Genomic DNA, 25,678 nt, shown 5'->3' on the forward strand with positions numbered 1-25,678 from the left:
TGGTTCTCAGGTGAAACGTACAGCGACACTTATAGACCCGGCAGACCGAGGCCGATCCGTACTGACAGGAATGATTCCGGACGCGAGAAGGCTATAGCACGGGGAGGACGTTACACAACCGGCATCTCTCCGCCCGTTGCTACTGCTGAGCTCTGTGAAACTCCATGAACCAGTTTGTCTCCCAGGTCTCGCCGCCGTCCTCGGAGAATGCCTGTTGCCATTTTGCGGAGTTCTCAGAGATGTCAAACCAGCGGAAGCGGATGACAATCGGCCGGCCCTCGAAGGCGTCGTTCGCAAAAAACGTTCCGACGCCGTTCTGAAAGCTGCCCACGACCGGAACATCCAGGTGTCCTGGATTACGGTCGTCGAGCCACCATATGCTCCATGTCTTCTTTTTCGGATCGAAGGATCGCAGAGTCACAGCCTTGTAGGGAGCACCGGGCACGTGCATCACATTCTCGTCGACGTTGGCATGCCCGGAAAGAAGAGACTGCATCACGCAGGTTCCGGAGAAGACCTGCCAGGTGTCATCGTTGGCAAGCCGGTGTACCAGCTTGCGGTGTTGTACCTTCCAGCTTCCGATCAGGAAATCGAAGTCGTGTTCGGAAGAGGTGCCTTGCGTGGCTGCGTCCTGCACTGCTGGCTGCGATTGTGGCGTCATCATGAGAGCGGTTCCGGCCAACAACCTACCAAATTGCTCCTGACATTGTGAAATACTCTAAAGCATTTTCCCTGTTGCTTGGTATCCCGGAAGGGGCGTGCAGGGGCGTTTTCATTGCGGAAAACGCCCCTAGATGCGGAAGCCCTACACCACACTTACAGAGAAAATGCTCTATCGCAAGGGAGGCGGCTCCGGGATGTCTTCGACCGTGTAGCCGGCGGGAACCTGGAAGAGCTTTTCACTGGGCTCTGTGGCTGAGATCTTCACCAGGGCATACTTTGTTTCGCCGAACCGAGGATCGTTTTGAGTGCTTTCGAGAATCAGTTTGAGATCCGGTGAGTACCAGGTCTCATGGGTGATCTCGATGGGAGAGTCATTGCCGATGGAGTTAGCCGGGATGACGACGCGCGTTCTTTTGCCTACAGCCTTGAAGCCGTCGATCTGGCGCTCTCCCAGTTGTTCTGCCTCGGGTTCCTTCGCGGGAGTGCCAGGAGCGGTCAGCACTCGGGTTTGTGTTGAGAAGCCCACAGCGCCAACGGCCGGTTCTCCGGTAACGTAGGCGATGTTGGGACCGCCTCCCGCAACGGATGCCGTAAAAACCGGACCGCCCATTCCGCCGAGGGGAATGATATGGGCTCGCTTTGGATTGTCGGTGTAGTCGATATGGGTTTTGTTTACAGGATCAAAGATCGTCGTCAGCGTCGGCGCCGTTTCATTCTGTCCACCTGCTGAAGCTGGTCCGCCGATGGAGGTCCATGGACCGATGGAATTCATCGTCTGGACGCGAAAGGTGCGTCCTTTGCTGTCGCGGCCGACGGATGCCTCGCTCTTCTGCGTAATGTGCGCGCCATTGCCAAGGGTCTGCTTGAGCTCGGTGACTGCCTGCGCGGTATAGGGGCGCCCAGTCACCACCTCCGCATGCCCCTGCACCCGCATCGGTCCCCCGACAGAGAGAATGCCGACCTCGGCGGGCATGCCCGCAGCCGCTACCGTGCACGGCCCGCTGGAATCATCCGCAGGCTCGCAATGGATGGAGTGGGCAACCTGCGTTTGTGCGAAGGCGCAGAGGGACACGGCGAAGGGGAGTGCGACGGCATAACGGAGGGTTGCGGCGTGCTTCATGTCAGTTCTCCTTTACAACCTGAAGTGGAAGGGGCAAGCTGATTGATTTCGGCAATCCATCATCGCCGAGCGTGACGTCTGCGATGATCCTGGAGTCCGCGGCTACTGCAGGCAGGGGCAGGCCCAATGCCGCCAGTTGCATCTGCGGCATGGCTACGCGGACGACGGTGGAGGTGCCGGTCGAGATATCCGGATTGGAGTAGGGCAGAGAGACAGTAAGCCTGTCCATCGGCTTTGGTTTGGGTGCCGCATGCGGCACGTGCGTGGTCTTCTTTGTGCTGGCTACCGGGACAGAGGTTTCAGGGACCCGAGGGTGGGAAGGATACGAGTTAGAGCCAAGCGACGGCGGCACTCCCGGTGGCGCCTGCAGATCCAACGCAGCAATTTGAGGACGGGTTGGTAAGAACATGACGACCACTACAATCGCAAGCGCGGCGACCGGAAGCGCCCACAGCCAATGATGCTGGAGAGCCTGCCGCCAACGGAGGAATGGTGTGCTGTCGAATTGCAGGGATCCCATAGCCTCCAGTTGTTCGCGGATATGGGGAGAGGGCTCTTGCGGAGAGGCCTCTCGCAACAGGCGCAGCAACTCGTCGGTATGAGAGAGGCGTTTGTCAGCCATTCGCAACGGATGCTTTGGCATGGAGACCTCCTTCCCTGAGTTTGCGATGATTCTTCCTGCTTCGATCACCGGCGGTTAGCTTCGCAGTGAGCAGAACCTTGGCGCGGTTCAACCGGGAGGCTACGGTGCCTTCGGAGCACTGCAGCATTGCCGCAACATCGCGATAGCTCTTCTCCTGCAGTGCGCAGAGAACGACGACGGTACGGTAGTGTTCCGGCAGCTCGAGAATGAAGCGATGGAGCAGCTTGATCTCGGTTTGTGTTGTCAGCGCCGCAAGATACTCCCAGGACCCTGAGGTCTGCTGGATCTTGTTGAACAGTCTGCTCCAGTCCATCTTCCCCTGCATCTCGTCCAGCGAAAGCAGCCGCAGGTTTCTGCGATGCTCCTGCTTGGCAAGATTACGCGCGATACCGAGCAGATAGCCTTCCAGGGTCCCTTTGGCGGAATCGAAGGAACGCATCGGCTCGGGGGTGGCCATTGCATCCAGAATCACGATGAAGACCTCCTGCGTAAGCTCTTCCGCCGCCGAGATGGAACCCGTCATATGCATTAGATAGCGGTATACAGTTCTGCCGTAACGGTCATACAGCTCAAGAAACGAGTCCTTGTCTCTCCGCTTCAGGCGGAGTGCAAGGTCTTTGTCAGGGCCGCTTTTACGGACTGACGATGTCGCTTTAGCTGGAGCTTCAAACCAGCGCACTTGCTTTGTCCCTCGTAACGTATTGGACGGACGGCGCGCAAGCTTCCACAGAAAGCGGATATTTTTCAGGGGGCGCTGGAGTATTTTTCCCTGCGGGTGTGATGTGGGGCTTCTGCATCTATGGGCGTTTTCCGCAATGAAAACGCCACTGCACGCCCTTTCCGGGATACCCAGCAACAGGGAAAGGCTGTAAGCCGGCTGAGAATCAGTGGGTTGGGAGAAGAAAGACGGTACCCGCAGATTTGTCGTGCGCCATGCGCACGATATGCGGTGTCACCATCAGGATGATCTCCATGACGTCATGTTCGGCATTCCGATGGGGTTCGGCATTGAGCGGCAAACCTGTCAATGCCGCTGAAGCCTGCTTCTCAAGCAGGCTTACCAGCAGGACACTTTGCCCGGAACGCAGCACCGCTTCGCCGATGTACTGCCGGTTCGAGAGTATCGGCAGATCGCCGATGCCTGTTCCGGTAAGAGCTGCGACGGTGAGATCCAGATTCAGGGCGATATGTTCCGATTCGTTGATGCGAGGAGTGACCTTCAGGGTGACGCCGAGATCCTGGTATTGAAACTGTGGAACGGTTGAACCTGAAGAGGAGGAGCCAACGTTGGAGGTCTTTGCGATGAGGATGGGATATCGCGATCCAATGCGGATGCTTCCTTGCTCCTGATCCAGAAGGCGAAGCTGCATTTGTTTAAGAGAGCGGGCCTCCGACGAGTTGAGGGCAAGGTCCGCGGCGACGTCGCCGATATTGAGCCCCAACTCCGTCAGGCCTCCTCCAAAGACAACAAAAGGGCTATTGAAGACACTGTCCTTTACCAGGCCCGAGGCGATGAGAATCGCGACGATTTTTTTGTAGTCGCTTGCATCAGCGAGGCCGCTGGCAACGATCTGTTTAACGGCATCGGCGTTCGCCGAGAGAATCTGGCTGATCTCCGTAGCCACATGAAAGAGATTGGTCGATCCCGGCAAAGTCAGGCCGATGTTGCGGGTTTTGCTCTTGTCGAGCTCATAGAGCTCAACATCCAGCAGAATGACGCTGCGTCCGTTCAGCAGCTCATGAAGAAGCGCATCCAGCGGAAGCAGCTCTCGCTGTGGGGCGCGGATCGTAACGCTGTTGGCATTTGCCTCCAGCGCATAGGAGCCGGTCTCCAGGATGGACCGCATCAGACCCGCGATGTCATTCATCTCGGCAGCAGACATGCCGAGCAAGCGAATCGTTCCCATCTGCAGATACTCATATCGCCTGCGGTTTTCTACCGTGTCTTCATAAAAGTGAGCCTGCGTTGCCTCCCAGGGAATGGCAAAGGTTCCGGTAACAAGTTCCAGGGCTTCGAGTGCCTGTTGCAGTGAGGCATCGTCGATCTGCAGCGATACCTGCCGTTGCGGCACGGTAACRTCGATCGACGCCTCCAGATCGTATGCACCAAGCACCTGGCGAATGAGTGTCTGCGTATCGGTTCTCGTGTGAAATGAGCAGTGTTTCCCCGAAGGTTTAAGTTCGATCGCTGATTTCAGCTCATACGATGGCGCGGATTCCTGTGCACCGCAGGCCACGATGCAGCTCGCGATCAATGCAGAGAAGACTCCCATCCGTCCGCCCGGGCGATGGTGTATGCAGAGCCACATCGTCATTTATTCCGTGTGCGATTTCCGTAGCTGGATCGACTCGCCCGTCCCGATATCCACCTGCTTGAGACTTGCAGGATCGACCTGCATGGTACGGACGAGGTGCGGTGTGATGAGAAAAACGATCTCGTCATGTTCCAGCGTCTGTTTCTGGGTACTGAAGAGATATTTGATGAGGGGGACCTCTCCCAGGCCGGGTGTTCCACTGACATCCTTGTTGTTCTGGTCTTCAAGAAGACCTCCGATCAGGTTGCTCTCTCCCTCTTTCAGGCGGATGACCTCATCGACCGCCTGTTGGCTGATGATTGGCTCGGTGACGCCGCTAATAGTTGTTTCACCGGTCTTCGCGCTGATCTCTACCTTTACCTTCAGCGTTACATCGCCGTTGTAGTGAATCACCGGCTGCATCTCCATAGTGACGCCCACATCGATATAGGTGAACTGCGTCTGCACGGCAGCAGAGCTGGCTGCCGTAGGAGTGCTGTAAGAACCAGTGGCGACGGGAATTCTTGAGCCGATCTTGAGCGTGGATTTCTGGCCGTCGGTCGCCCGCAGTCTCGGGTTCTGCAGAATACGGGTCTCGCTATCGGTCATCAGAACCTGCGCCGCGGCGGAACCGACCGTAAGCTGAATGTTCTTCGCGTTCAGATGCGCCAGGTCGTTCAGGTTGAATTTGGCATCGGAGTCGCTGCTGGTGCTTTGCAGTGCAGCCGCGATGCTTTGCGGGAGCTGCAGACCAAGGTTGCGCACTTTGTCTTTGCTTACGGTCATCACGGCCACATCGATCACTACCTCCGCATGTGCCCGGTCCAGATCGTCAATCACCTTCTGGGCCAGGAGAAGCTGGTCAGGCGTACCCCGCATGACGATTGCGTTCTGGCTGGGGACAAGGAAGGTTCGTACACTCTGGTCCATCACATTCCGCAGGGCCGTAATGAGTTCATTGGCATCGCTCTGTTGCGTGGTGTTGGCGAGATAGAAGGTCTGCAGCGCCTGTGTCTCCAGGCTGGTTCGCTTCGCGCGGGTATCGGCTACAACAAAGATGGTGTTTGGGGTGATCGGCCTCCAGAATGTTCCGGTGAGCGTGCCGATGACCTGCAGCGCATCCGCGAGCGGGATCTTCGTGATGTCGACGGCGACCCGTTTGGTGATGAGGTCAGGATCGAACAACACATTGACTCCCGCGGTTTTGCCGATGGCCTGATAGATCACCTTGGTGTCTTCGATCATGTGCAGCGTGATGGCATCGTCTGAGAGCGTTTTCAGCTCGACCGGTTTTGCCATGGCCGCAACCTTACGGTTGGTCTCAGGGGATTGCGGCAGATCACTCTTCTCGGGTTGAGGAGGGATGATACCGGCAAGCCCGGCGATCGCCTGCTGGACAGCTGCATTGGATGGATCGACAGAGGAGGCGCGAAGGTACTCCGCCAGGGCATCGGTGGTCTTACCTGCCTGCCTGTATTCATTGCCCCTTTTCAAATGAACGGCCGACGATAGCAGCCGTACGCGCTCGCAGGCAGTGCGGTAGCGAAGATCGGTGGGCGACTTCTGCAGGGCTGTGCGATATGCGAGGAAAGCCTCTTCATATTGCTGCCGGGCCTCTGCAGCCTGTCCTTGCTTGTATAGAGAACGCGCCGAAGGTTCTGCCCATCCTGATACGGGCAACAGGCATAGCAAGGTCATGGCCAGAAAGGGAAGAGTATAAGTTCGGTTCAGCGGCACAGCGAAACACCCCCACGGGTATTTGTGCGGAAGCGAGAAAACTTCCGGATAATCTCAGCCTTTTTGTGGGAGAAGCATTAGGGAATGCAGGCTTACAGGCAAGGTCAAACGATGTCGCACGGGCGACATAGGCGCCGGCATATTTGCGATGTAATCGGTAGACGCAACAGGAACGAATGACGTTAGCAAGATGAATGCTGGATCGGTTACTGCTGCATGGATACGATGAGCCGTTCCCACATGGGGGGATGCGAGTCTTGGTGAGGCGGCCGGCATTGCATCAGTAGTAACTTCACTGCAATGATGACGTCTTCGCCAATTCTTCGAAATACGCTTGCCATTTACAGCGCAGTGGCATGACACTTCAGATATGAATCCATTGTGGTTCTGTACGACCGCCAGCCTTATCGTGCTGTGTGCCATCTGCCTTGTTACTAAGGTATATAAGGAGCTGCGTTTTTACTCCGGCATGCAGGCTCTGTTTGCGCTGCTGGCGCTGGTGTTCATCTGGGCCTATTACTCTCCCCGGGTTTCACAAGCTTCCTACGAAGAGCTGTTCTGGTGGAAGCAGCACTTTACCCAGGCTAGTGAGATTGTGCTCTGCGTATATCTACTGAATGAGGAGATTCAACGTCCGTCCCGGTTGAAGAAGCTGCTGGCTTACATGAATGGCGGATATGCGCTGATCAAGTATCTGCCTTCGATTGTCAGCGATGTGCCGCAGGAGGTTGCGAAAAGTTTCTTGTATCAAGTGCAGCAATGGACGAACTTTGCTGTCATAATCTGCTCGGGGATTGCCATCCTATGGCTCTATCCCAAGGAGAAAGTGAATGCCGGAAGAGTTGAAGGAAACGACGGAGACGGGTTTTACGCAGGAGCCGACCGAGGCAGTGTTTAGCGTAACTGAAGTGGCCGCGCTGAGCGAAGATGATGGTTCAGACGGTGGCGAGCCCCCGACGAAGCCCAGCAATGGTTAAGAAAGAGCCCCTCGCGATGAGGGGCTTTTTCACTGTTCTGGGGAAAAGATTTCAGTCGTCGCCCTACCAGAAATAAACATCCACAATTTTGGGAGAGCTGGTCGTTGTTCCTACCAGATTGGTCTCCAGGACCACTTGCAGATTCTTCTTCTCCCAGCCGGCGGGCGCCCGCGCGGCCACTTCATTCCAGGACGACTCCTGCGAGACAAATTCTCCCGCGATCTGATTGCCGAAGCTGTGCAGTCCGGCAAGGGACAGGAAGGGTTCATGCGTTACCGGATCGAAGGTCCGGGTCACGATGGCATAGTCTTTCGCCTGCGGCTCCGGATAGGTGCGGAGCAATGACCATGACCGTTGTGGGTTGAAGGCGTCCCGGATGCGCGGCGGCCCGCTGTCAGAGTCGCCGCGGTCGAAGGTAAAGCGCAGCCCAGCAACATTCTGCTGGGTCCAGGGATTGGAGAATGAGCCGATCGCAATGATCGGGTGGCCGCGAAGCTCGTCCATCTTCAGGTCGGTACCCTGGCGAACCAGGGGAGTCTTGCCCTTCCGTTCCAACGCAAGCGTAACCGACAGTGTTGCCTGAAGGACCGGTAACGAGACGTGCCAGTTGTGAAAGATCTGAACGTCCGCCAGGCCAAGACTTACTGACTCGCCCGGTTTCAGCCGGGAGAACTGCTGCATGGTGTTGGGTTGGAACTGAAATGTATCGGTCGTCGGCAGGCTGACGACCGGCGAGGACGGTGCGTCCAGAATGGGCTGCCAGAAACGATCGAAGTTGGTCGTATGGGGGCGAAGGGCAAGCGTCATCCAGACAGCTACGGCGATAAGGGCAACGGCGCCGCTCCCCCAGAACAGCCCGGCGCGTGCCGGCACCTTCGCGTGCTGACCGACCGACTCTTCTGATGTTGCGATATGCGGCTGGTCTTCGTGGACGCCGGAGACCGGTGGATGATCGATCGGGCTGGGCAGGGCTGAGTTGAGCTGGGCCGGTGCCTCCTGAAGCTTCCAATGAAACTCCGGAATGTATCCTCCGGCCATCAGGTCGATCCGAACCGGCGTCGCAGATCGCTGACTGGAGTAGTACTGCGCCAGTCGCCGGCGGACATCATTCGCTCTTACCCGGACGATGGAATCGGTTGCGGTCTCATAGTCAACTGCCCGGCCAAAGAGCTCCACACCGAGGAACCGTTCGGTCAGGCCGTCGGAATCTCCTGCAAGGGCTCGCTTGACGACAAACTCAAGAAAATCTCTGCACCGTTTACTGCTGGAAAAGCTGTCACTGGTCAAAATTCTCGCCAGCTCATCCAGGGCCGCGTCCACCTGTTCCCGGGAAGGGAGCGACGCGTGCGCTGACGATTGCGCTAAAGAGGAAGTCATTGTCTTCTCGTTTGGGAAACCAAGCATATCACGCTCGTAACGTGCTCGTAACGTTCTTTCTGAAGGCGCGCAAGTCATTGACGAGATTCATGATGCGCTCGTTCCGGGCGGCTGAACTGTTCCAAACGTTGACACTCCGATTTCAGGAAAAGAGACTCGGCGACGTTCAGGAACAGGGTGCTTGACGAGTAGATGCCTCTGTCTGACGGATGGGCATTAGGAGGCTTTCAGTGAAAGCACGTATAGCAAGTCATCAACGATATGTTTGGAATCTGGCAGTCAGGTCGTTCGCAGTCGGTATACTCTGCCTTCTGTTTGCCGGAGCAATCGATTCCTTACAGGCACAGGTCTTACAGCGGCTTCTCGGGAGGGTTAGCGACCCCTCGGGCGCGGTTGTTCCCGAAGCGACCGTAACGATTACGAATGAAGAGACGGGGGTAGTGACGACAACACAAACCTCCAAAACAGGAGATTGGGTGGCCCCCTATCTCTCCCCCGGCCGTTACACCGTCTCGGCCGCAAGGCCGGGGTTTACCACCGCTATTGAGACCGGAGTCACTCTGAATGTGGGACAACTTCGCTCGGTTGATCTTGAACTGAAGATTGGGGCGACCATGGAGTCCATCACCACAACGGCTCATACCCTGGCGCTCGACACGGTCTCGGCGGATAGGCAGACAGTGGTCGAAGGCACGGCTGTCTCCGATCTGCCCTTCAATGCCAGGAACGTAATGGTCAGCACCATCGCGGTTCCAGGAGTAGGCAGCAAGAATGGCCTCAACAATCAGCTTCCCTATGGCAATATCACCAGCGGCCTGGTGGTGAACAGCTCGGCTCTGTCGATCAACATGGACGGCGTGAATAACATGTCCACCGGCTTCCAGACGATGTCGTACCTTCCATTGGTCGATACCGTTCAGGAGATGGTGGTCGATACTACGCCGTATGACGCGGGCGCGGTCGGGTTCGCCACCGCGGGCAATCTCGACGTGCATCTGAAGAGCGGAACCAATACCCTGCACGGAACCGTGTACGAGTACTACAAGAGCACAGGGCTGGATGCGAACAGCTACCAGAACAACTACTTCGGAAGACCGCGGGGAAGCCACAAGAGCAACCAATACGGTTTTGAGCTCGACGGTCCGGTCCGTATTCCCCTGCTCTATAACGGCATAGACAGAACCTTCTTCACGATTGCGTTTGAGAACTTCCGCAATCTGACACCAAATCCGATTACGACCTCGGTTCCCGGAGTCTTCGGCGGAGCGTCATGGTTTACGCCGATCAATGGCTATTACCAGTTCAATGGTCTGGTGCAGGGAAATGGAGCGGCTATTACGCTCTACGATCCCGCATCTCCGAATGCCGCGGCGCGTAAGTCGTTTCTCAGCGAGGGCGCGCCAAACAGCTATTCCATTCCCGTGTCGCGCGTGAATGCGGCGGCTCTCAATATCCTTAAGTACTTCCCCGCACCTAATATTGCTGCGCCGGCAGGCTCGGCTCCCTGGCAGAACAATTACTACTTCAACGGATCAGTTCCGAGCATCTACCGGAACTTCATGATTAAGCTCGATCACAATCTCAGTCCGAACGATCGTGTGTCGGCCCGGTGGGGGTGGTGGAACCAGTTCCAGACAACCAACTCAAACGGCTTTGCTCCGGACAATCCGGCGGTCTATGGCCAGTTCCCGAGCGGGCAGAAGTTCCAGACCTTCTTTGCCGACTGGGTTCATACCTTCAGCGCGCATGCCGTCTTCAACTTCAAGGCAAGCGTCAATATGGATGAGGCGGAGAATAAGGCGTCCATTCCCTTCAATACCAGTTCTCTTGGCCTTCCCAATGTATCTGCGGGTGTAACGCAGCAGAGCCTCCTTGGGTTCTTCCCACAGGTCGCCCTCAGCGGGTTTGCGCAGATGGGTTCTGCGCAAACCTCGATCGCCGTTCACAATCAGCTCAGCATTCTGCCGTCCATCACGCTGGTTCATGGTCCGCACGATATCCACATCGGCCTGGACAACCGCGAGTACCAGATCTCAACGAAACAGGCAGCCGGCGGCCTTACTCTTACCTCTAACCAACAGTGGACCCAGGCAAGCAATGCGAATACCGCGGATGCTGCCTCAGGGCTTTCGATCGCATCGTTTATGTTGGACCATGGATATCTTGCGGCATCCGTGGGCAATACCAACGGAGGCTTGGTTCAACCGGCACAGGAGTTCCGTTCGTTTCACTATTGGGGCGTCTTTTTCCAGGACAACTACAAAGTCAAACAGAACCTGACTCTCAATCTTGGCCTGCGTTATGACTTTCCGACGCAAGCCGTCGACCGGCACAATCGCTATACCAACACCTTCAACTCAACGGTCGTGAATCCCATCAGCGCGACGGCGGGAAGTGTCTACACGGGCGGACTTACCTTCTCCGGCGTGAACGGAGTTCCGCGGACCCAGATCCCACGGGCGTGGTATCTGTTTGAGCCGCGCTTCGGCTTCTCATACAGCCTGAATCAAAAGACCGTGATCAAGGGCGGCATTGGAGGCACCTTCAACTGGGCTGCATACACTGGCTCGCAGACTGGATTCAGCGCGACCACGCCGCTCGTCGCTTCGCCAACGACTCTCTACACAACGCCGACGTCAACGATCGATACGCCGTTCCCCGGTGGCTATGTCTCTGCCCCCGGAGCATCGCTGGGGTACCTTGCCGGTCTTGGCTCGAGCGTCAGTTACTACAATCCTGATACACGCTTTGGCGAGACCTGGAACTACTCTCTTGGCATTCAGCGGCAGTTGAGCCGAGGAGACATCCTTGATGTCAGCTACGAAGGGAAGTCCTTTACCAAAGGACCGACAGGTGATGACATCAACGTTGTACCGGCGAGCTGGTATGCGCAGTGCAATGCGGAGATCGGTGGCAATCCCGCTCTCTGCACTACTGCGGGTACAGCGAATCCTTTCAAGGGTGTCAATGGATTTCAGGGAACGAACTTTTACACCGCGTCCACCGTGCAGAGCGGAGTCTTCAAGCAAGCCTTCCCGCAATATACGGCCGTCTTTCAAAACGGAGCCCAGAACCATAATGGCCTATGGTTGAACTCGTTCCAGGTCTCCGAAACCCATCGCTTTGCCCACAGCCTTACCTCAACGGCGAGCTATGCCTATTCCAGAATCATGGATAACAATGGATGGCTCGACTACACCTATCGCATCAATGCGAGGATTCAGGATCAGAACGATCTGAATCATCGCATCACGTTCACGGGTGTCTACCAGCTACCGGTTGGAAGAGGACAATCCTTCCTCGGCCAGACAAACCGTCTGGTGGATGCGCTGATTGGTGGATGGAAGGTCGGCGGGCTCTTCCTCTTTGAGACCGGCAGACCATGGCAGCCGCAATGCGGCGGTGGACAGCACGCTGGTCTGGGTGGATCGACAGGCTGCCTGGAGACTCCCTTCGGCCTGAGCCCGATCAAGATGGCGCGCACTGTATCTGGTTCGGGGCCTCAGGTGATCCGCGGCGCCGCGCCATGCGTGGGTGACCGCAATGCAACCACCGGAGCCATCGTTCTTCGTGCATCAGCGATTGCTTACGGCTGCCAGCAGGCGAACTTTGTCTACAAGGCACTCTATGCGCCGGTGCAGCAGATCACATCCTTCGGTATCCGGCTTGGCAACACGTCGGAGTTTGACGCCAACCTTAGCAAGAGCTTCAAGATGTGGGAGAGCTACACCCTCATCTTCAAGGTCGATGCTTTCAACGCGCTCAATCACGCTACCTGGACTAACGGCTATCAAACCACGAATGATGTTAACTTCGGCGCCCTGTTGAAGGGACCGACAGGGCAGGGCAATCAACCACGGCAGGTCCAGTTGTCCGGTACTGTCCGCTGGTAGAGGCAGGGAGGCGCGTTATTTACGAACGCGCCTCCTTTGACGCAGGAATCCCGCTGCCAGCAGAATTGCTGCGACTGCTTCGCTGAGTGTGCTCGGGCAGATCTTACGCATTCATGGTTCGCGGAAAGGGTTTTGGAAGATGAAGAGGTCGAGGTGGCTGCTCACGTTGGTTTATAGCGTCTGTGGAGGCGTGATGCTGCAGCAGTCATGCAGCGCTCAGGAGAAGGTGATTCGGCCGGGAGAGGTATGGCTCGACGATCGTGGGCGTTCGATCGAAGCGCACGGTGGTGGAATCCTGAAGGTGAAGGATACCTATTTCTGGTTTGGGGAAGACCGCACTCCGACGAATGATCCCGATAAACGTTATGTCTCCTGCTACTCATCCACGGACCTGGTGCATTGGAAGTTTCGCAACCAGGTGCTGAAGCTGAGCAATCCTGAGAATCTGACCAACTGGATTCTGGAGCGGCCGAAGGTCTTCTACAACAAGCAGACGAAGAAGTTTGTCATGTACGCCCACCTGGATGCTTCTGGCTACAAGCTTGCACGCGTGGCCGTCGCGGTGAGCGACACCGTAGATGGCGACTACAAGTATGTGAAGAGCTTTCGTCCTCTCGATCAGGAGAGCCGCGATATCGGCCAGTTTATCGATGATGATGGCGCTGCGTACCTGATCTTCGAATCGCGTCCGACGCACGGCTTCTTTATCGCCAAACTCTCAAACGACTATCTGTCGGTCGAAAAGCAGGTCAGCTTCATTCAGGCTCCGCTCGAAGGCGGGGCGATTGTGCATTACAAGGGGCTGTACTACGTTCTTGGCTCGCATCTCACCGGCTGGAAGCCAAACCCCAATGTCTATGCCACGTCCAAGTCACTGGCGGGGCCATGGAGTGAGTTCAAGGATGTTGCTCCGCCGGAAGTGAATACCTATAACTCGCAGTCGAGCATGTTGGTCAGAGTTACTGGGACGAAAACTACAACCGTGATCTATATCGGAGACCGCTGGAAGCCGTCTGCGCTGACAGACAGCCGCTATATTTGGATGCCGCTTGAGATTGGCTCAGGAAGTATGAAGCTTCCTGAACCGAAGCCCTGGACTCTTGACGTTAAAAGCGGCGTAGCTGCGCTTCTTCCATAACAGCGAAGTTTGCCTGCACCACAACATACGAAGGAAGGTCGATGTCATCGAATCGGATTACGAGAAGAAGCTTGGCGAAACGTCTCCTGATGACGAGCGCTGTAGCCTCAGCGCCAGGAGTATTGTCTGCTCAGGAGAACGAGCAGTCATTACGGCAATTTGCGGACTGGACCGAGGTTCACCCGGGCGTATGGAGAGCACGCGTCGGAACTCCGGAGTCCTACACCCCGGTCTCAGGCCGGTTGGTGGATCCGCAGACCGGCGGATTTGATCGCCTGCCTCGTGTGGCCGAATCTCCACTTCCTTCTATCTCAGGCGCCACTTCTATCCGGGGAACAGTCGTTCAGTTGCCGCTCCGGCCCAATGAACTTGTCTTCGGTCTAGGGCTGCAGCTTCTTTCCTTCGATCAACGTGGAAAGAAGAAGACCATCCGAGTGAATGCCGATCCCAGATTTGATTCGGGAGACTCCCACGCTCCGGTACCGTTTTACGTCACGACCAAGGGCGTAGGCATTCTGGTTGATACCGCTCGTTACGCCACCTTCTTTGTCGGGAACGCACGGCCCAAGCCGGAGGAGCCGGCAACGAACGTCAGCAACGTCAATCCTGATCCGAATTACACACACAACATTAAGACGGACGATCAGGGGCAGGTTACGGTGGAGATCCCGAATGCCTCCGGTATTGATGTCTATCTCTTCGCCGGGCCGCGCATGCTCGATGCTGTTCGCCGCTATAACGTCTTTTCGGGCGGAGGCTTTGTGCCGCCGGAGTGGGGGTTGGGGTTCTGGTATCGGGCAGATGCGCGGGCGACATCGCAGAGAGTCGTGTCACTCATGAAGGAGTTCCGTGACCGCAAGATTCCTTGCGATGTCTTCGGGTTGGAGCCGGGCTGGCAGAGTCACTCGTACTCCTGCACTTTTGCGTGGGAGGGGCAGCGGTTTCCTGAGCCGACAGCATTTCTGTCAGAGATGAAGGCATTGAACTGCCGTGTCAATCTCTGGGAGCACGCTTTCGTCCATCCGGCATCGCCCGTGTTTCCTGCAATGAAGTCACTGTCGGGAGACTATGGCGTTTGGGGAGGTCTGACGCCGGACTTTGCGGATCCTGCGGCAAGGCGCGTCTTTGGCGAATACCATGGCAAGACTTTTGTCGATGCAGGTGTCAGTGGCTTCAAGCTGGACGAATGCGACAACTCCGACTACACCGGAGGCTGGTCGTTCCCTGAGCTCAGCCGTTTTCCCTCTGGACTCGACGGCGAGCAGATGCACAGCGTGTTTGGGCTTCGCTACCAATACACCATCTGGGATGAGTATCGTAAGCGGAATCTGAAGACCTACGGTCTGGTACGTTCCAGCGGCGCCCTGGCTGCGCCTTATCCCTTTGTTCTGTATAGCGATCTGTATAACCATCGCGACTTCATTCGCGGCTTGGCGAACTCCGGCTTTAGCGGTTTGCTATGGTGCCCGGAGGTGCGCGATGCCGCCAGCGAAGAGGATTTACTGCGACGCCTGCAAAGCGTCGTCTTCTCGCCGCTGGCACTTGTGAATGGTTGGTACATCAAGAGTCCGCCGTGGCGCCAACTGAATCGCAAGTTGAATAACGCCGGGCAGGATATGGCCAACTGGGAAGCAACCGAATCGCGTTGCCGCGAGATTGTTGGCTGGCGCATGAGCCTGGTCCCGTATCTGAAGAGCGCATTTCATCGCTATGCCGCCGATGGAACGCCTCCCTTCCGCGCACTGGTGATGGACTGGCCGAATGATGCCCGCCTGGCGAAGGTGGACGATCAATACATGATCGGTGACCGCATGATGGTGGCTCCGTTGTTCGCCGGAGAGGCAAAGAGGGAAGTTGTTTTCCCCAGCGGGAGCGACTGGCATGACTTCTGGACAGGAGAGCTGATCAAGGGCGGCGCGACAGTTACAGTTGATCGAGCTGCCGAAAAGATTCCTGTGTATGTGAAGGCCGGCAGCATTGTTCCCTGGGCCGATGTGGGAGCCCATACAGCCGCGCCGGAGTCCAGGCGTTTAACGGCGCGTGTGTACGGTAACGGATCGCTGAGCTTCAAGTTCGAAGGCGATGCCGGCGCGGAGATGCGGTGGTCTGGAGGACGGGGCGCAGTTGCTGGAGAGACCGACTATCGCGTTCACCACTGGCAACATCTGGGCTGAATACAGTGATTGGTAGAAATACAACGCGGAGCCATATGGCTCCGCGTTTGTCATTTACCGGGTGGACTTATGCGAAGGTCTCGCCGACCATCTCCTCACTCTTCTTCCAGAGTGCTGCCGCACTCGCGGGATCGAGAGCATAGCCACGAACGCCTTCACTGATGGCGCTGATGACTACGTCATCGGCAACGATGTGGCCTACGTGGCAGTTCTCGCAGTACTGACCGCCGACCTCGTCGCTGCCGGCGACCACAGCTGCCCAGACAGACGTTGAGGAGCCCTGCGGAATGGTCTTGAACTCGAAGCCGCTCTTGCCTTCGTTGGCGAGCTGCTCATTGATCGCGTCAACCATCTTTTCGATGGCTCCGGGATCCATGTGACGCGCCAGCTCAGTCATGATTCCGCCAGGATGCACCGCGGCCGCTCGTACGCCGCGTCCGCGATGGCGGCGGTCGAACTCCATAGCGAACAGAATGTTCGCCGTCTTCGAACGTCCATAGGCAACGAAGGGTTCATACGGCGTGGTCTCGAAGTTAGGATCGTTCAAATCGATATTGGAGAAACGATGACCGGAGGAGGCAAGGTTCACCAAACGGCCTCCATCCTTGATGAGCGATGCAATGCGGTTGATGAAGACAAAGTGGCCAAGATGGTTGGTGCCGAACTGTGTCTCGAATCCGTCTTCGGTTTTGCTCAAGGGAGTTGCCATTACGCCTGCGTTCGCGATGATCACATCGAAAGGCTTGCCTGCGGCGACCAGCTTATCCGCGGCTGCACGGACGCTCTTAAGGCTGGCAAGGTCCAGCTCAATCAACTCAAAGCTACCGCCGCCGGCCTCAGCCGCTTTGGTGACCTCTGCGGTGGCACGCTTCGCCTTTTGCAGGTCACGCGCGGCTCCGACGACATCCGCTCCATGCGCCGCGAGAGCGCGAGCCGTTTCGACACCAAGTCCAGCGGAGACGCCGGTGACAAGAATCCGTTTGCCCTTCAGGTTGATACCGGCGAGAACCTCATCGGTGGTGGTTGTGTATCCAAACTGTGCTGCCATATTGCTTCCTCCGCATAGAACCTTTTGACCCGGAATGCCCCGGAGAGTAAAACGGAGAGTGTCTCCGCTCGGAAGATAGGATTACCGGAGACTCTCTCCGGTTACAAAAAATGATGGCCAGAAAATCCTCACCTCCTGTTGCCCGTAAACCGCGCGCCGATGCACTGCGGAATCGCGAGCGAATTCTTGCAGTTGCGAAGAAGGCGTTTACGCGCAGCGGGGCCAATGCCAGTCTGGATGAGATTGCCAAGCAAGCTGAAGTGGGGCCGGGGACGCTCTATCGTCACTTTCCGACTCGTGATGATCTGTTGGCCGCGGTCTACCGTTCGGAAGTGGAAAAGCTGGGTGAGGCACAAGCTCGGTTCTCGGCATCGATGCGGCCAATCGACGCGCTGCGGGAGTGGCTGCTGCTCTTTGTCGATTACATCGCGGCAAAGAAGATCATTGCGCCCGCTCTTGAAACAATTGTCGGAGGGCCGTCGCGGCTCTATGAAAACACGACAGGTGTTTTAACGGGAGCGATCAACACGCTGGTCCAGCGGGCCGTAGAGAGCGGCGATGTATTACCGAATACGGATCCTATGGATCTGCTCCGTGCAGTCTACGGAGTGAGCAGCGTGGCTCCGGACGTGGACTGGACGGCGAGCGCCAGGCGCATGGTGGACATTCTTATTCGCGGTGTGCGGCCCTAGAGCATTTCTCCTAAAGGTGTAGAGCGAAGCTTTGACTGTTTGCGCTGTTTCCTTCGAAGAAAACGGCATTCGCAGATTTATCCAACGCTACGGTATTAGGAGAATTGCTCCAGATCATCGATTTACAACAAAAATCAGGCCCACAAATTTCAATGGCAGGAAAACTATTTGCCGTAATTACGATAAATATCGTTGACATACGATAATCGTCGTACTAGTCTTCTGGCTATGAAGAAGAATGCTCTACTGCCGTTGCCCACAGAGGCCGAGCTCGAGATTCTGAATGTTCTCTGGAACGCCGGTCCTTCTACAGTTCGTGAAGTCCATGCTGCTCTTGGGCGTGATACCGGCTACACCACGGTGCTGAAACAGATGCAGGTGATGGCTGCAAAGGGATTGCTCACCCGCAGCGAACGTTTCCGTTCCCACGTGTACGAGGCGCGCCTGCCTAAGCAGGAGACGCAACAGCGGCTTGCGGGCAATCTGCTGAACCGTGCCTTTGAAGGCTCGGCTTCTCACCTGGTGCTGGGTGCTCTCTCTTCCAAGCCGGTCTCCGCGAAGGAACTCGCTGAGATCCGGCGCATCCTCGACGACTTTGAAAGGGGATCGAAATGACTACCGGCCAATATCTTGCTCATGTCTTCGGATGGACGCTGCTTCATTTCTGCTGGCAGGGAACGCTGATCGCGCTTCTGTTGGCCTGTGTCCTCGCGTTGCTCTCGAAGCATTCCCCGCAGCTTCGTTATGGTGTTTGCTGCGCGGCGCTCGCACTGAATCTTGTCACGCTTGCGTTTACATTCGAACGCGTCGCTGTGAATGACGCGGGTCGCCTGCGGCATGCCGTCATAAATGCAAATGGATTGTTCGGAGGCGCGCCGGAGGATCTGATCCAGGTTACCCCATCGCGGTTGGATGAGCTCGAACAGGCGCTTGATCATTCGTTGCCGGCAGTTGTCATGGTGTGGAGCCTCGGCTTTGCGCTCTGTCTCGCTCGTCTGAGCCTGGGACTTGCCGCAGCGAGACGTCTGAGGCTGACCGGGACGATGCCGGCATCCACGGAAGAGACGCATCTATTTCTTGCTCTCCGCGAACGTATCGGCATCGATCGTTCCGTCGGGCTACTTCGTTCGGTCGCGGTGCAGGCGCCGGCAGTCGTGGGTTGGCTACGTCCCGTCGTCCTGATTCCGGTGGGGGCGCTGGCCGGTCTCTCTCAGCTGCAGGTGGAGGCGATTTTTGCGCATGAGCTGGCGCATATTCGCCGTCACGACTATCTGGTCGGAATCCTGCAATCCATTGCTGAATCGCTGCTTTTCTATCATCCGGCCGTCTGGTGGATCTCGCACCACATCCGCAAAGAGCGTGAGCTCTGCTGCGACGATCTTGCGGTCTCCTGGACCGGCGATCCGGTCCTCTATGCACACGCGCTCTTTCAGCTTGCAGCACAGCGCTCCAATTCACCTGCAATCACACTCAGTGCCAACGGAGGCTCTCTCACGATGCGTATCCGCCGTCTGCTCAACCAAAACAACCCGCCTGCTGTTCAACCCTTTGCCGCACTCTCTGTGCTCGCACTCGCGTTTGTTGTAGCGGGTGTCTGCTTCAGCAGCGCACAAGCTCAGCACTCACCCACGGCAGTCGATCGGCTGAACATGATCCACGCCATCACCGGTGTGCATTCTGTCATCGACACTGCCTCCAAAGAGAGCAGCGATCTGATGGTTGCAAAGGTCGCTCAGCCCGCACAGCCGCTGCTTCCTACCGCTGACTTATCGATGCTCGCTGTGGCTGATCAGAAGGAACAGGAAAAGAAGAAACCGATTACCGTCTCAGCGGGAATTATGGCCGGGCAAATCATTACAAAGGTAAATCCCAAGTATCCCGAAGATGCCAGGCATGCGCGGATTCAGGGCACCGTTGTGTTGAGTGCGATCATCGGAAAGACCGGTGACGTCATGTCTCTGCAAGTGGTCAGCGGCCCTACGGAGCTAAGAAACAGCGCGATTGAAGCAGTGCAGCAGTGGAAGTACAAGCCCTATCTGCTCAACGGTCAGCCAATGGAAGTCACCACGACGATCAGTGTTACCTACTCGATGGGAGATGGATCCTCAGCCGTTGCTCCGTGCACAAGCCAGAGCTCAGGATGCACTATGCCGGTACTGCTCTGGGGGCCGGCGCCGGAATATCCTTCCGAGGCGCGCGATACGAAGACCGCTGGGGAAGTGATCGTGAGTCTCACCATCGACGAAAAAGGTAGTCCGCGGGATGTAGCCGTGCTAAGCCCCGTCGGGCATGGCTTTGACGAGAAGGCAATCGAAGCGGTCCGCAAATACAAGTTTCAGCCGGCAACAAGGTACGGCCTTCCAACGGTAGCCGAGCTGAGGGTGGCAGTGGACTTCCGATCCTACTAGAGTATTTTCCTTGTAGGTGTGGGCGTTTTTCGCAATGGAAACGCCGCTTCACGCCTCTTCCGGAATACCCGGTACCAGGGAAAATGCTTAGAAATCCTCTTGGCTTCGGGACGGCTTGTGCCGTCCCCTTTTCTTCTACCGCCAGTTAGTCTAAAAGAGCAGAATTTTTCCTTGAGAGCCGCCTCCATGCTCGGCCATGCGATGTGCTTCGGCTGTCTCGGTGAGTGGCAGTTCGGTACGGATAGGAAGTCGAAACTTCCCATCTCGAACGTCGTCAGCGAACTCCCGTACCTTGGATGGATCGGGAACGGCCATCATGGCATTGACGGTAATGGCTGGAAACTGTTGCGCATTTTTCGGCGGACCGACGACACTGCCGTACATCCCGCCACTTTTTATCTTTGCGATCAGCTTTGTGGCGACGTCTCCGCCAATGGTGTCGGCCACTGCATCGAGCGGCGGCAGGTTCCTGAGTGCGTTTTCATCATCGAGAGCGACGACACCGTTTGCGTTCAATCCCAGAGCCGCTTCGATCTGAACCTTGCGCACGCCTGCAAGAACGGTTGCTCCTGCCTTCCGGGCAGAGTGAATCGCGGCGCGTCCAACACTGCCAAGGGCGCCGGTGACGAGCACTGTTTTTCCGGCATGAATCTTTGCCGCACGACGGACCAACTGGTCTCCGGTGAGTGAGACTAACGGCAACGCCGCTGCCGCAACCGGGTCGACTCCATCGGGCAGGTGAGTCACATCATTTGCCTTAACGATGACCAACTCGGCATAGGTGTGCCAGGCTATCGCCAGCACCTTCTGGCCGGGTTCGAACTGTGTCACTCCCGGTCCAGTCGACTCGACGATTCCACTGAGATCTCGCCCCAGAATGGCAGGGAACTCCAGCGGGAAACGCTCTTTTGCTGCACCGCTTCGCATCTTGTAGTCGATTGGATTGACGCTGGTGGCGAGCAGTCGAACCAGAATCTCGCCTTCTCCGGGCACCGGATCAGGAACTTCCTCCAGAACAAGTTCCTCGGGACCGCCATACTTATGAATGCATACTGCCTGCATGTCGGCTGTTCTCCTTTCGATCGAATCGATGTTGTCGTACAAGTGCCAAAGATATAGAGCATTTTCCCTGTTGCCGGGTAGCCCGAAAAGGGGTGCAGCGGCGTTTTCATTGCGGAAAACGCCCATCGATGCGGAAGCCCTACTCTACCCCTACGGGGAAAATGCTCCAGGCGCGCTCCGGCGAACAACGATACTCCTTGCGACGTTGGTTGACGAGACTGGCGAAAGGGATGTGCACTCACCCAAGTGAAGCCAGATAAGGCGACCGCGCCAGCAAAGCATATTGACCGCCCAGCGGGACCTTTGCAAGCAAGCTCTCGAGAGAAGCCATACGAGAATAAAGGCGCTCCGGAAGATACAGGAAATAGTCAGAAAGAATTGGTGTAAAGCCGCAACCTCTCATCAGCGCTTGTGTGTCTCTCGCGGTAAGAAGTTCGGCGTCGACATCTACCGGGCATCGACTGACAATGGCTCGTGTGACCGGGTTCCAGGGATTGTGTTCGATAATGCAGGCCAGTCCCCCGGGCGACAGGACTCGTTTGATCTCATTCATCAACAGCTTTCTCGCTGCCAGTGGAACATGATGGTACACACACACTGCCGTCACGAAGTCTGCTGAGCTGGTATCAAACGGGAGCTCGATCTGCGATTGCTGCTGGCGCACCTCGAAGCGGGTGCCGGAATCAAGCATCGCGGCAGATGGATCGCAACCGCCTGCCCATGCAAAATGGCTTCCGGCTAACTCCAGCAACTCTCCTTTGCCGCAACCTACATCGAGCCAACGAAGCGAGCTTGTATTCAATCCTGCACGGTGCAGGAAATCCTGAATCAGGCCCCACTTTCTCTGGTGGAAATAGTGCGTCCCGCGCGCGAACCGGTTCCTGACAGGGTCTTCCAGCAACGCATCGTACGACGCCGCATACAGATCGAACTCTGGAGATAGTTTCTCGTTCGCCGCCATACTATTCCTTTTCATTTCAGCGTTCTATCCGTTCCATAATCCGGAAGCCGTCGACCACCTGTACAAGCCGGTAGTGCGATTCCAGATATGGCTCCACGATGAAATCACCAGGGGCCACATGAGTCGATGAAGGAAAGACCACCGAGGTTACCTGCTCCAGGTTCTTGTCCCAGATGACATATCGAACCTTGCGCTCCTCCAGAATTCGCACCGCCTCCTGAAACTGCGACGGGGTGTTGTAGTTGTAAACGAGGATGCTGTAAGGCGTAGGGTTGGTTGTAGCGCTCAGGAAGTAATACCTCGGCGCATATGGGTAGACGAAGATCTCTTCTCCGGGAGCGGCATACTTTTCCACGGCGGCGAAAACGCCGGTGTTTTTGAACGTCCTGATGGTGCCGGCGCGCGTTGTCATGGAGTGCGAGGCCAAAAGCAGACAAAGAAGATTGAAGATGCCGAGGCTGGCTGAACAGACCAGCAGGAGGCGCCGTGCCATGACTGCCAATGGTGCCCGGTACTCGTCGATAAAATGGACACCCAGAATCATTAGCAACGGCGATCCGAAGACGAGATGAGTGACATCCTTACGATGAATCTCCCCCAGCCATAGTGCGGCTCCGGCAAGCCAGTAGAGCAGGATCTCATTCCTGGCCAGGTTCCACCGAAACCGCGCACCCAATACCGCGAGTAAGCCCGGGAGCGCGATGACAAACAGCAAGGGCGTAATCAGAACAGCCGCCATTGGGATTGTCCATCCGAAGCCCTTTGCTCTGACAACCCAGTGATCCCAGAAGTTTGAAAGAATGTCGTGAGCGTAGGGGACGGCATTGACCGTCGAATAGTGCTGGGATGGCCAGATAAAGTTGACATAGATCAGATCCGACAGCGCCCCCTTGTGCCAGAAATAAAGTGCGACGGCTGCAAGCACGCTGACGTAGCTTCCGGTGAGTAACGCCATAGCAGACAGGGAAGCGGTACGGCGGAGTTTCAGCACAAAGAGCCAGACCAGAAACGCGCAGAATAAGAGGAGCCCCTTCGGTTGAAGAAAGCAGGTTGTGACGCCGGCAAGGCTACCGGCCAGGAGTAACAGGCTTCTGTTACCCCTTTCCCGCCACAGAACCATGCAGACAACCGCGGCCAATGCAAAGAAGTTGCTGTCTCCATGATGGCTGATGGCCGGCCAAAGGCCTCCGAAGCAGGTTGCCGCCAGGATGATGCTGGGAGTTATGGGGGACGTTCTGCATATGCGGAGCGATAAGAAATACATGGCGAGCGCCGTTCCTATCGACGTGAAGAATAGACATATGCGGCTTGCAAGAAAGGTCTCTCCGAACACCTTAAAGAAGCCTGCAAGCCAATAGAACGTCCCCGGCCCGATCACTTCGAAGAAGTCATGCGCAAAGACCTGGCCGTGCGCGACTCTAATTGCCCCATAATCCAGTGTTCCTTCATCGGAGCCAAGAAGGAAGAGGCGCATGAACGGCAAGATGTATAAGGAGGCCCAGAATGTAAATAAAACAAGGTCCTTAAGCTGTCTGCTGGAGCTCGCCTGGGCCGGCTTTTGCGTCCGGACTGGCTTTACTGCAGGCACGGACGTCAGCTCGCTATCCATGCTGCAATCAACGATGTCTTTGGAAGTGTCGACAGGCATTGTTATGCTCGCAGGCTCGTGAGTGCGTTCAACGTTGTCTCTGCCTCGATACTCTGATCGGGAGCTTCATCAGCGCCGATCACAACCGCCTTTCGCGGCTGAGGTTTTTCCAGAAGCACCGCACGCGTAAGCCCGTGCTGCGGCGAGGAGACGTTGGAAGTTTCGTTCACGACATAGAGAGGCCGGCCTTTGGTCTCTTCATAGGTGCGGGCGACATAGTCTCCGACGGCGCCCAGGGCGAGTAGAAGCATCCCTGAGAATGTGCACTGCATGGCGACAACCGATGCCCATCCAGGGATAAGTGTCTTCGTCCAAAGTGCTAGATACAGCACCCACAGGAGGTACAGAAAACCGGCTCCGCCAAGGAAGCTGCCGGCCGCGATGCTGATCCGCAGTGGAAATGCGGAGAACGATGAAATGCCTGTCCACGCAAAACGAAGCATCTTGGCGAGCGGATACTTAGTCTCGCCTGCTGCGCGGGCACAGCGCCGAAAGGGAAGAATGGCTTCTTTCATTCCCAGCCATGCAATCATGCCGCGCATGTACCGGTGTTCTTCCCGAAGAGAGCGGATGGCATTAACCGCTCGATGGCTGAAGAGTCGAAAATCTCCAACATCCTGGGCGAGCTGATGGTTGGAAATCCGCGAGAGGGTTCGATAAAACAAAGCCGCTGTCCACCGTTTGAACCAGGTCTCCGATTCACGGGAGATCCTCTGTGGCGAAACAACGTCATAGCCTTGCTCGTACAGTGCGAGCATCTCCGGCAGCAGCTCCGGTGGATCCTGCAGGTCTACATCCATGACCACTACGGCATCACCATCGGCGAAGTCCAGTCCCGCCGTGACGGCCGCCTGATGGCCAAAGTTACGAGTAAAACGGAGCACCTTTACACATGGATCGTTCGAGGCGAGTTCTCCAAGAATCTCCGATGTCGCATCGGTGCTTCCATCGTCCACGAAGATAACCTCCCAGAGCCGGCCGTGCAGTGCGGCGCGAAGACGCGGGAGAAACAACGGTATTGTTTCCGCTTCATTGAGTACTGGAACCACAACCGAAAGAAGCATGGCATTTCACCTAAGTGTTCTGCATGAGCCCGTTGACCTGAGGCAGAAAGATACAGCAAATAGACCCTACTGCAAGGAAAGGTGATGCCCTGGCCGAGAGCCGGCCAGGCGATCACCCCGTGTAAGTGGTAAGCGTCGTGCCGATGTTGTTGAACGCCTGATTGATATCAGCCGCCAGGGTCGACATTCCGGCAGTAGCGGCAAAGGCGATCAGTGCAACCACCAGAGCGTATTCGATAAGATCCTGCCCTTCGTCCCTCAGAAGGAAGGCCCGAACCGTAACAGCAATTTTTCTCAATTCGTTCATTGTGATGTTTCTCCTCTGAATGTTTAGTTTCAAACGTTCGGGATTTTGAGCATTTTGGAATCGAGTAGGGAGAGCACGGAAGGGCCACCTTAAGCGCCTCCCCCTCAGAATCCCGCAGTGAAAATCAGGTACAGCTAGCCCTGCAATACCTACCGCTACGAATCAGCCGGTATACGTGGTAAGCTTCGTGCCGATGTTGGTGAACGCGGTATTGATATCGGTTGCCAGGGTCGACATTCCGGCCGTAGCGGCGAAGGCGATCAGTGCTACCACCAGCGCGTACTCGATAAGATCCTGTCCGTCCTCGTTGCTCAGAACATCCTTTACCGTCAGGTACATCATCCACATTTTGTTCTTCATGATTAGTTCCTCCACTCTCTTGATTTTTCCCAGTCGAAGACTGGTTGACTTTATATCTTGTATCTAGCAACTGAGGTGCCATTCTCGCCAGGCGTAATATGCCGATAAATAG

Annotated in this window: 21 protein-coding genes; 7 read left to right on the plus strand and 14 right to left on the minus strand. The window is 56.4% G+C overall.

The window, feature by feature from the left end; all coding sequences use genetic code 11:
- Positions 1-139: 139 nt before the first annotated feature.
- From AB4Y89_RS09565 to AB4Y89_RS09590, 6 genes are all read right to left on the minus strand, one after another.
- Positions 140-664 carry a DUF1579 family protein gene (locus tag AB4Y89_RS09565; protein ID WP_442300695.1) on the minus strand — a complete coding sequence of 175 codons (525 nt, stop codon included), beginning with the start codon at positions 662-664 and terminating at the stop codon, positions 140-142.
- Between the two features lie 168 nt (positions 665-832).
- Positions 833-1,783: a hypothetical protein gene (locus tag AB4Y89_RS09570; RefSeq protein ID WP_442300696.1), complete on the minus strand. Its 951-nt coding sequence runs from the start codon at positions 1,781-1,783 to the stop codon at positions 833-835.
- Between the two features lies 1 nt (position 1,784).
- Entirely contained in the window at positions 1,785-2,426 is a 642-nt protein-coding gene (locus AB4Y89_RS09575) for a hypothetical protein (RefSeq protein WP_442300697.1), read from the minus strand.
- Positions 2,398-3,105 carry an RNA polymerase sigma factor gene (locus tag AB4Y89_RS09580; protein WP_442300698.1) on the minus strand — a complete coding sequence of 236 codons (708 nt, stop codon included), beginning with the start codon at positions 3,103-3,105 and terminating at the stop codon, positions 2,398-2,400. The genes AB4Y89_RS09575 and AB4Y89_RS09580 overlap by 29 nt, the downstream gene beginning before the upstream one ends.
- A 205-nt stretch (positions 3,106-3,310) precedes the next feature.
- Positions 3,311-4,735, minus strand: a complete 1,425-nt coding sequence (locus AB4Y89_RS09585; RefSeq protein WP_442300699.1) for a type II secretion system protein GspD — start codon at positions 4,733-4,735, stop codon at positions 3,311-3,313.
- Between the two features lie 6 nt (positions 4,736-4,741).
- Positions 4,742-6,457, minus strand: coding sequence for a type II and III secretion system protein (locus AB4Y89_RS09590; RefSeq protein ID WP_442300700.1), 1,716 nt, complete (start codon positions 6,455-6,457; stop codon positions 4,742-4,744).
- Between the two features lie 370 nt (positions 6,458-6,827).
- Between AB4Y89_RS09590 and AB4Y89_RS09595 the strand changes: the two genes are divergently transcribed.
- Positions 6,828-7,355, plus strand: coding sequence for a hypothetical protein (locus tag AB4Y89_RS09595; RefSeq protein WP_442300701.1), 528 nt, complete (start codon positions 6,828-6,830; stop codon positions 7,353-7,355).
- Between the two features lie 142 nt (positions 7,356-7,497).
- Here the strand turns inward: AB4Y89_RS09595 and AB4Y89_RS09600 are convergent, their stop codons facing one another.
- Positions 7,498-8,811, minus strand: a complete 1,314-nt coding sequence (locus tag AB4Y89_RS09600; protein WP_442300702.1) for a hypothetical protein — start codon at positions 8,809-8,811, stop codon at positions 7,498-7,500.
- Positions 8,812-9,020: 209 nt separating this feature from the next.
- Here AB4Y89_RS09600 and AB4Y89_RS09605 point away from each other — a divergent pair, with 209 nt between their 5' ends.
- The 3 genes from AB4Y89_RS09605 to AB4Y89_RS09615 all read left to right on the plus strand — a co-directional run bounded on the left by AB4Y89_RS09605 (position 9,021) and on the right by AB4Y89_RS09615 (position 16,016).
- Positions 9,021-12,704, plus strand: a complete 3,684-nt coding sequence (locus AB4Y89_RS09605) for a carboxypeptidase regulatory-like domain-containing protein (RefSeq protein WP_442300703.1) — start codon at positions 9,021-9,023, stop codon at positions 12,702-12,704.
- Between the two features lie 139 nt (positions 12,705-12,843).
- Positions 12,844-13,842, plus strand: coding sequence for a family 43 glycosylhydrolase (locus AB4Y89_RS09610; protein WP_442300704.1), 999 nt, complete (start codon positions 12,844-12,846; stop codon positions 13,840-13,842).
- Positions 13,843-13,913: 71 nt separating this feature from the next.
- Positions 13,914-16,016, plus strand: coding sequence for a TIM-barrel domain-containing protein (locus AB4Y89_RS09615; protein WP_442300705.1), 2,103 nt, complete (start codon positions 13,914-13,916; stop codon positions 16,014-16,016).
- A gap of 67 nt (positions 16,017-16,083) precedes the next feature.
- On the opposite strand, the gene AB4Y89_RS09620 is transcribed toward AB4Y89_RS09615, so the two are convergent.
- Positions 16,084-17,064, minus strand: a complete 981-nt coding sequence (locus tag AB4Y89_RS09620) for an SDR family NAD(P)-dependent oxidoreductase (RefSeq protein ID WP_442300706.1) — start codon at positions 17,062-17,064, stop codon at positions 16,084-16,086.
- A gap of 110 nt (positions 17,065-17,174) precedes the next feature.
- Here AB4Y89_RS09620 and AB4Y89_RS09625 point away from each other — a divergent pair, with 110 nt between their 5' ends.
- The 3 genes from AB4Y89_RS09625 (at position 17,175) to AB4Y89_RS09635 (ending at position 20,164) form a co-directional block, all read left to right on the plus strand.
- Complete coding sequence (locus tag AB4Y89_RS09625) at positions 17,175-17,756, plus strand: TetR/AcrR family transcriptional regulator (protein WP_442300707.1); 582 nt, start codon at positions 17,175-17,177, stop codon at positions 17,754-17,756.
- A gap of 228 nt (positions 17,757-17,984) precedes the next feature.
- Positions 17,985-18,371, plus strand: coding sequence for a BlaI/MecI/CopY family transcriptional regulator (locus tag AB4Y89_RS09630; protein WP_442300708.1), 387 nt, complete (start codon positions 17,985-17,987; stop codon positions 18,369-18,371).
- Positions 18,368-20,164 carry a TonB family protein gene (locus AB4Y89_RS09635; protein ID WP_442300709.1) on the plus strand — a complete coding sequence of 599 codons (1,797 nt, stop codon included), beginning with the start codon at positions 18,368-18,370 and terminating at the stop codon, positions 20,162-20,164. The genes AB4Y89_RS09630 and AB4Y89_RS09635 overlap by 4 nt, the downstream gene beginning before the upstream one ends.
- 150 nt (positions 20,165-20,314) lie before the next feature.
- Here AB4Y89_RS09635 and AB4Y89_RS09640 read toward each other — a convergent pair whose 3' ends face one another.
- From AB4Y89_RS09640 to AB4Y89_RS09665, 6 genes are all read right to left on the minus strand, one after another.
- Positions 20,315-21,226, minus strand: coding sequence for an NADP-dependent oxidoreductase (locus AB4Y89_RS09640; protein WP_442300710.1), 912 nt, complete (start codon positions 21,224-21,226; stop codon positions 20,315-20,317).
- A gap of 238 nt (positions 21,227-21,464) precedes the next feature.
- Positions 21,465-22,187: a class I SAM-dependent methyltransferase gene (locus AB4Y89_RS09645; protein WP_442300711.1), complete on the minus strand. Its 723-nt coding sequence runs from the start codon at positions 22,185-22,187 to the stop codon at positions 21,465-21,467.
- 16 nt (positions 22,188-22,203) lie between these two features.
- Positions 22,204-23,835 (minus strand): hypothetical protein, encoded by a 1,632-nt coding sequence (locus AB4Y89_RS09650; protein ID WP_442300712.1) that lies wholly within the window; start codon positions 23,833-23,835, stop codon positions 22,204-22,206.
- Positions 23,836-23,837: 2 nt separating this feature from the next.
- Positions 23,838-24,899 carry a glycosyltransferase family 2 protein gene (locus tag AB4Y89_RS09655; RefSeq protein ID WP_442300713.1) on the minus strand — a complete coding sequence of 354 codons (1,062 nt, stop codon included), beginning with the start codon at positions 24,897-24,899 and terminating at the stop codon, positions 23,838-23,840.
- A 112-nt stretch (positions 24,900-25,011) separates the two neighbouring features.
- A complete protein-coding gene (locus AB4Y89_RS09660; RefSeq protein WP_442300714.1) occupies positions 25,012-25,206 on the minus strand; it encodes a Flp family type IVb pilin in 195 nt (64 codons plus the stop codon).
- Positions 25,207-25,368: 162 nt separating this feature from the next.
- On the minus strand, positions 25,369-25,566 hold the full coding sequence (locus AB4Y89_RS09665) for a Flp family type IVb pilin (RefSeq protein WP_442300715.1): 198 nt from the start codon (positions 25,564-25,566) through the stop codon (positions 25,369-25,371).
- Positions 25,567-25,678: the final 112 nt, after the last annotated feature.

It is taken from the genome of Terriglobus sp. 2YAB30_2 (assembly GCF_052114765.1).
Classification (GTDB): domain Bacteria; phylum Acidobacteriota; class Terriglobia; order Terriglobales; family Acidobacteriaceae; genus Terriglobus.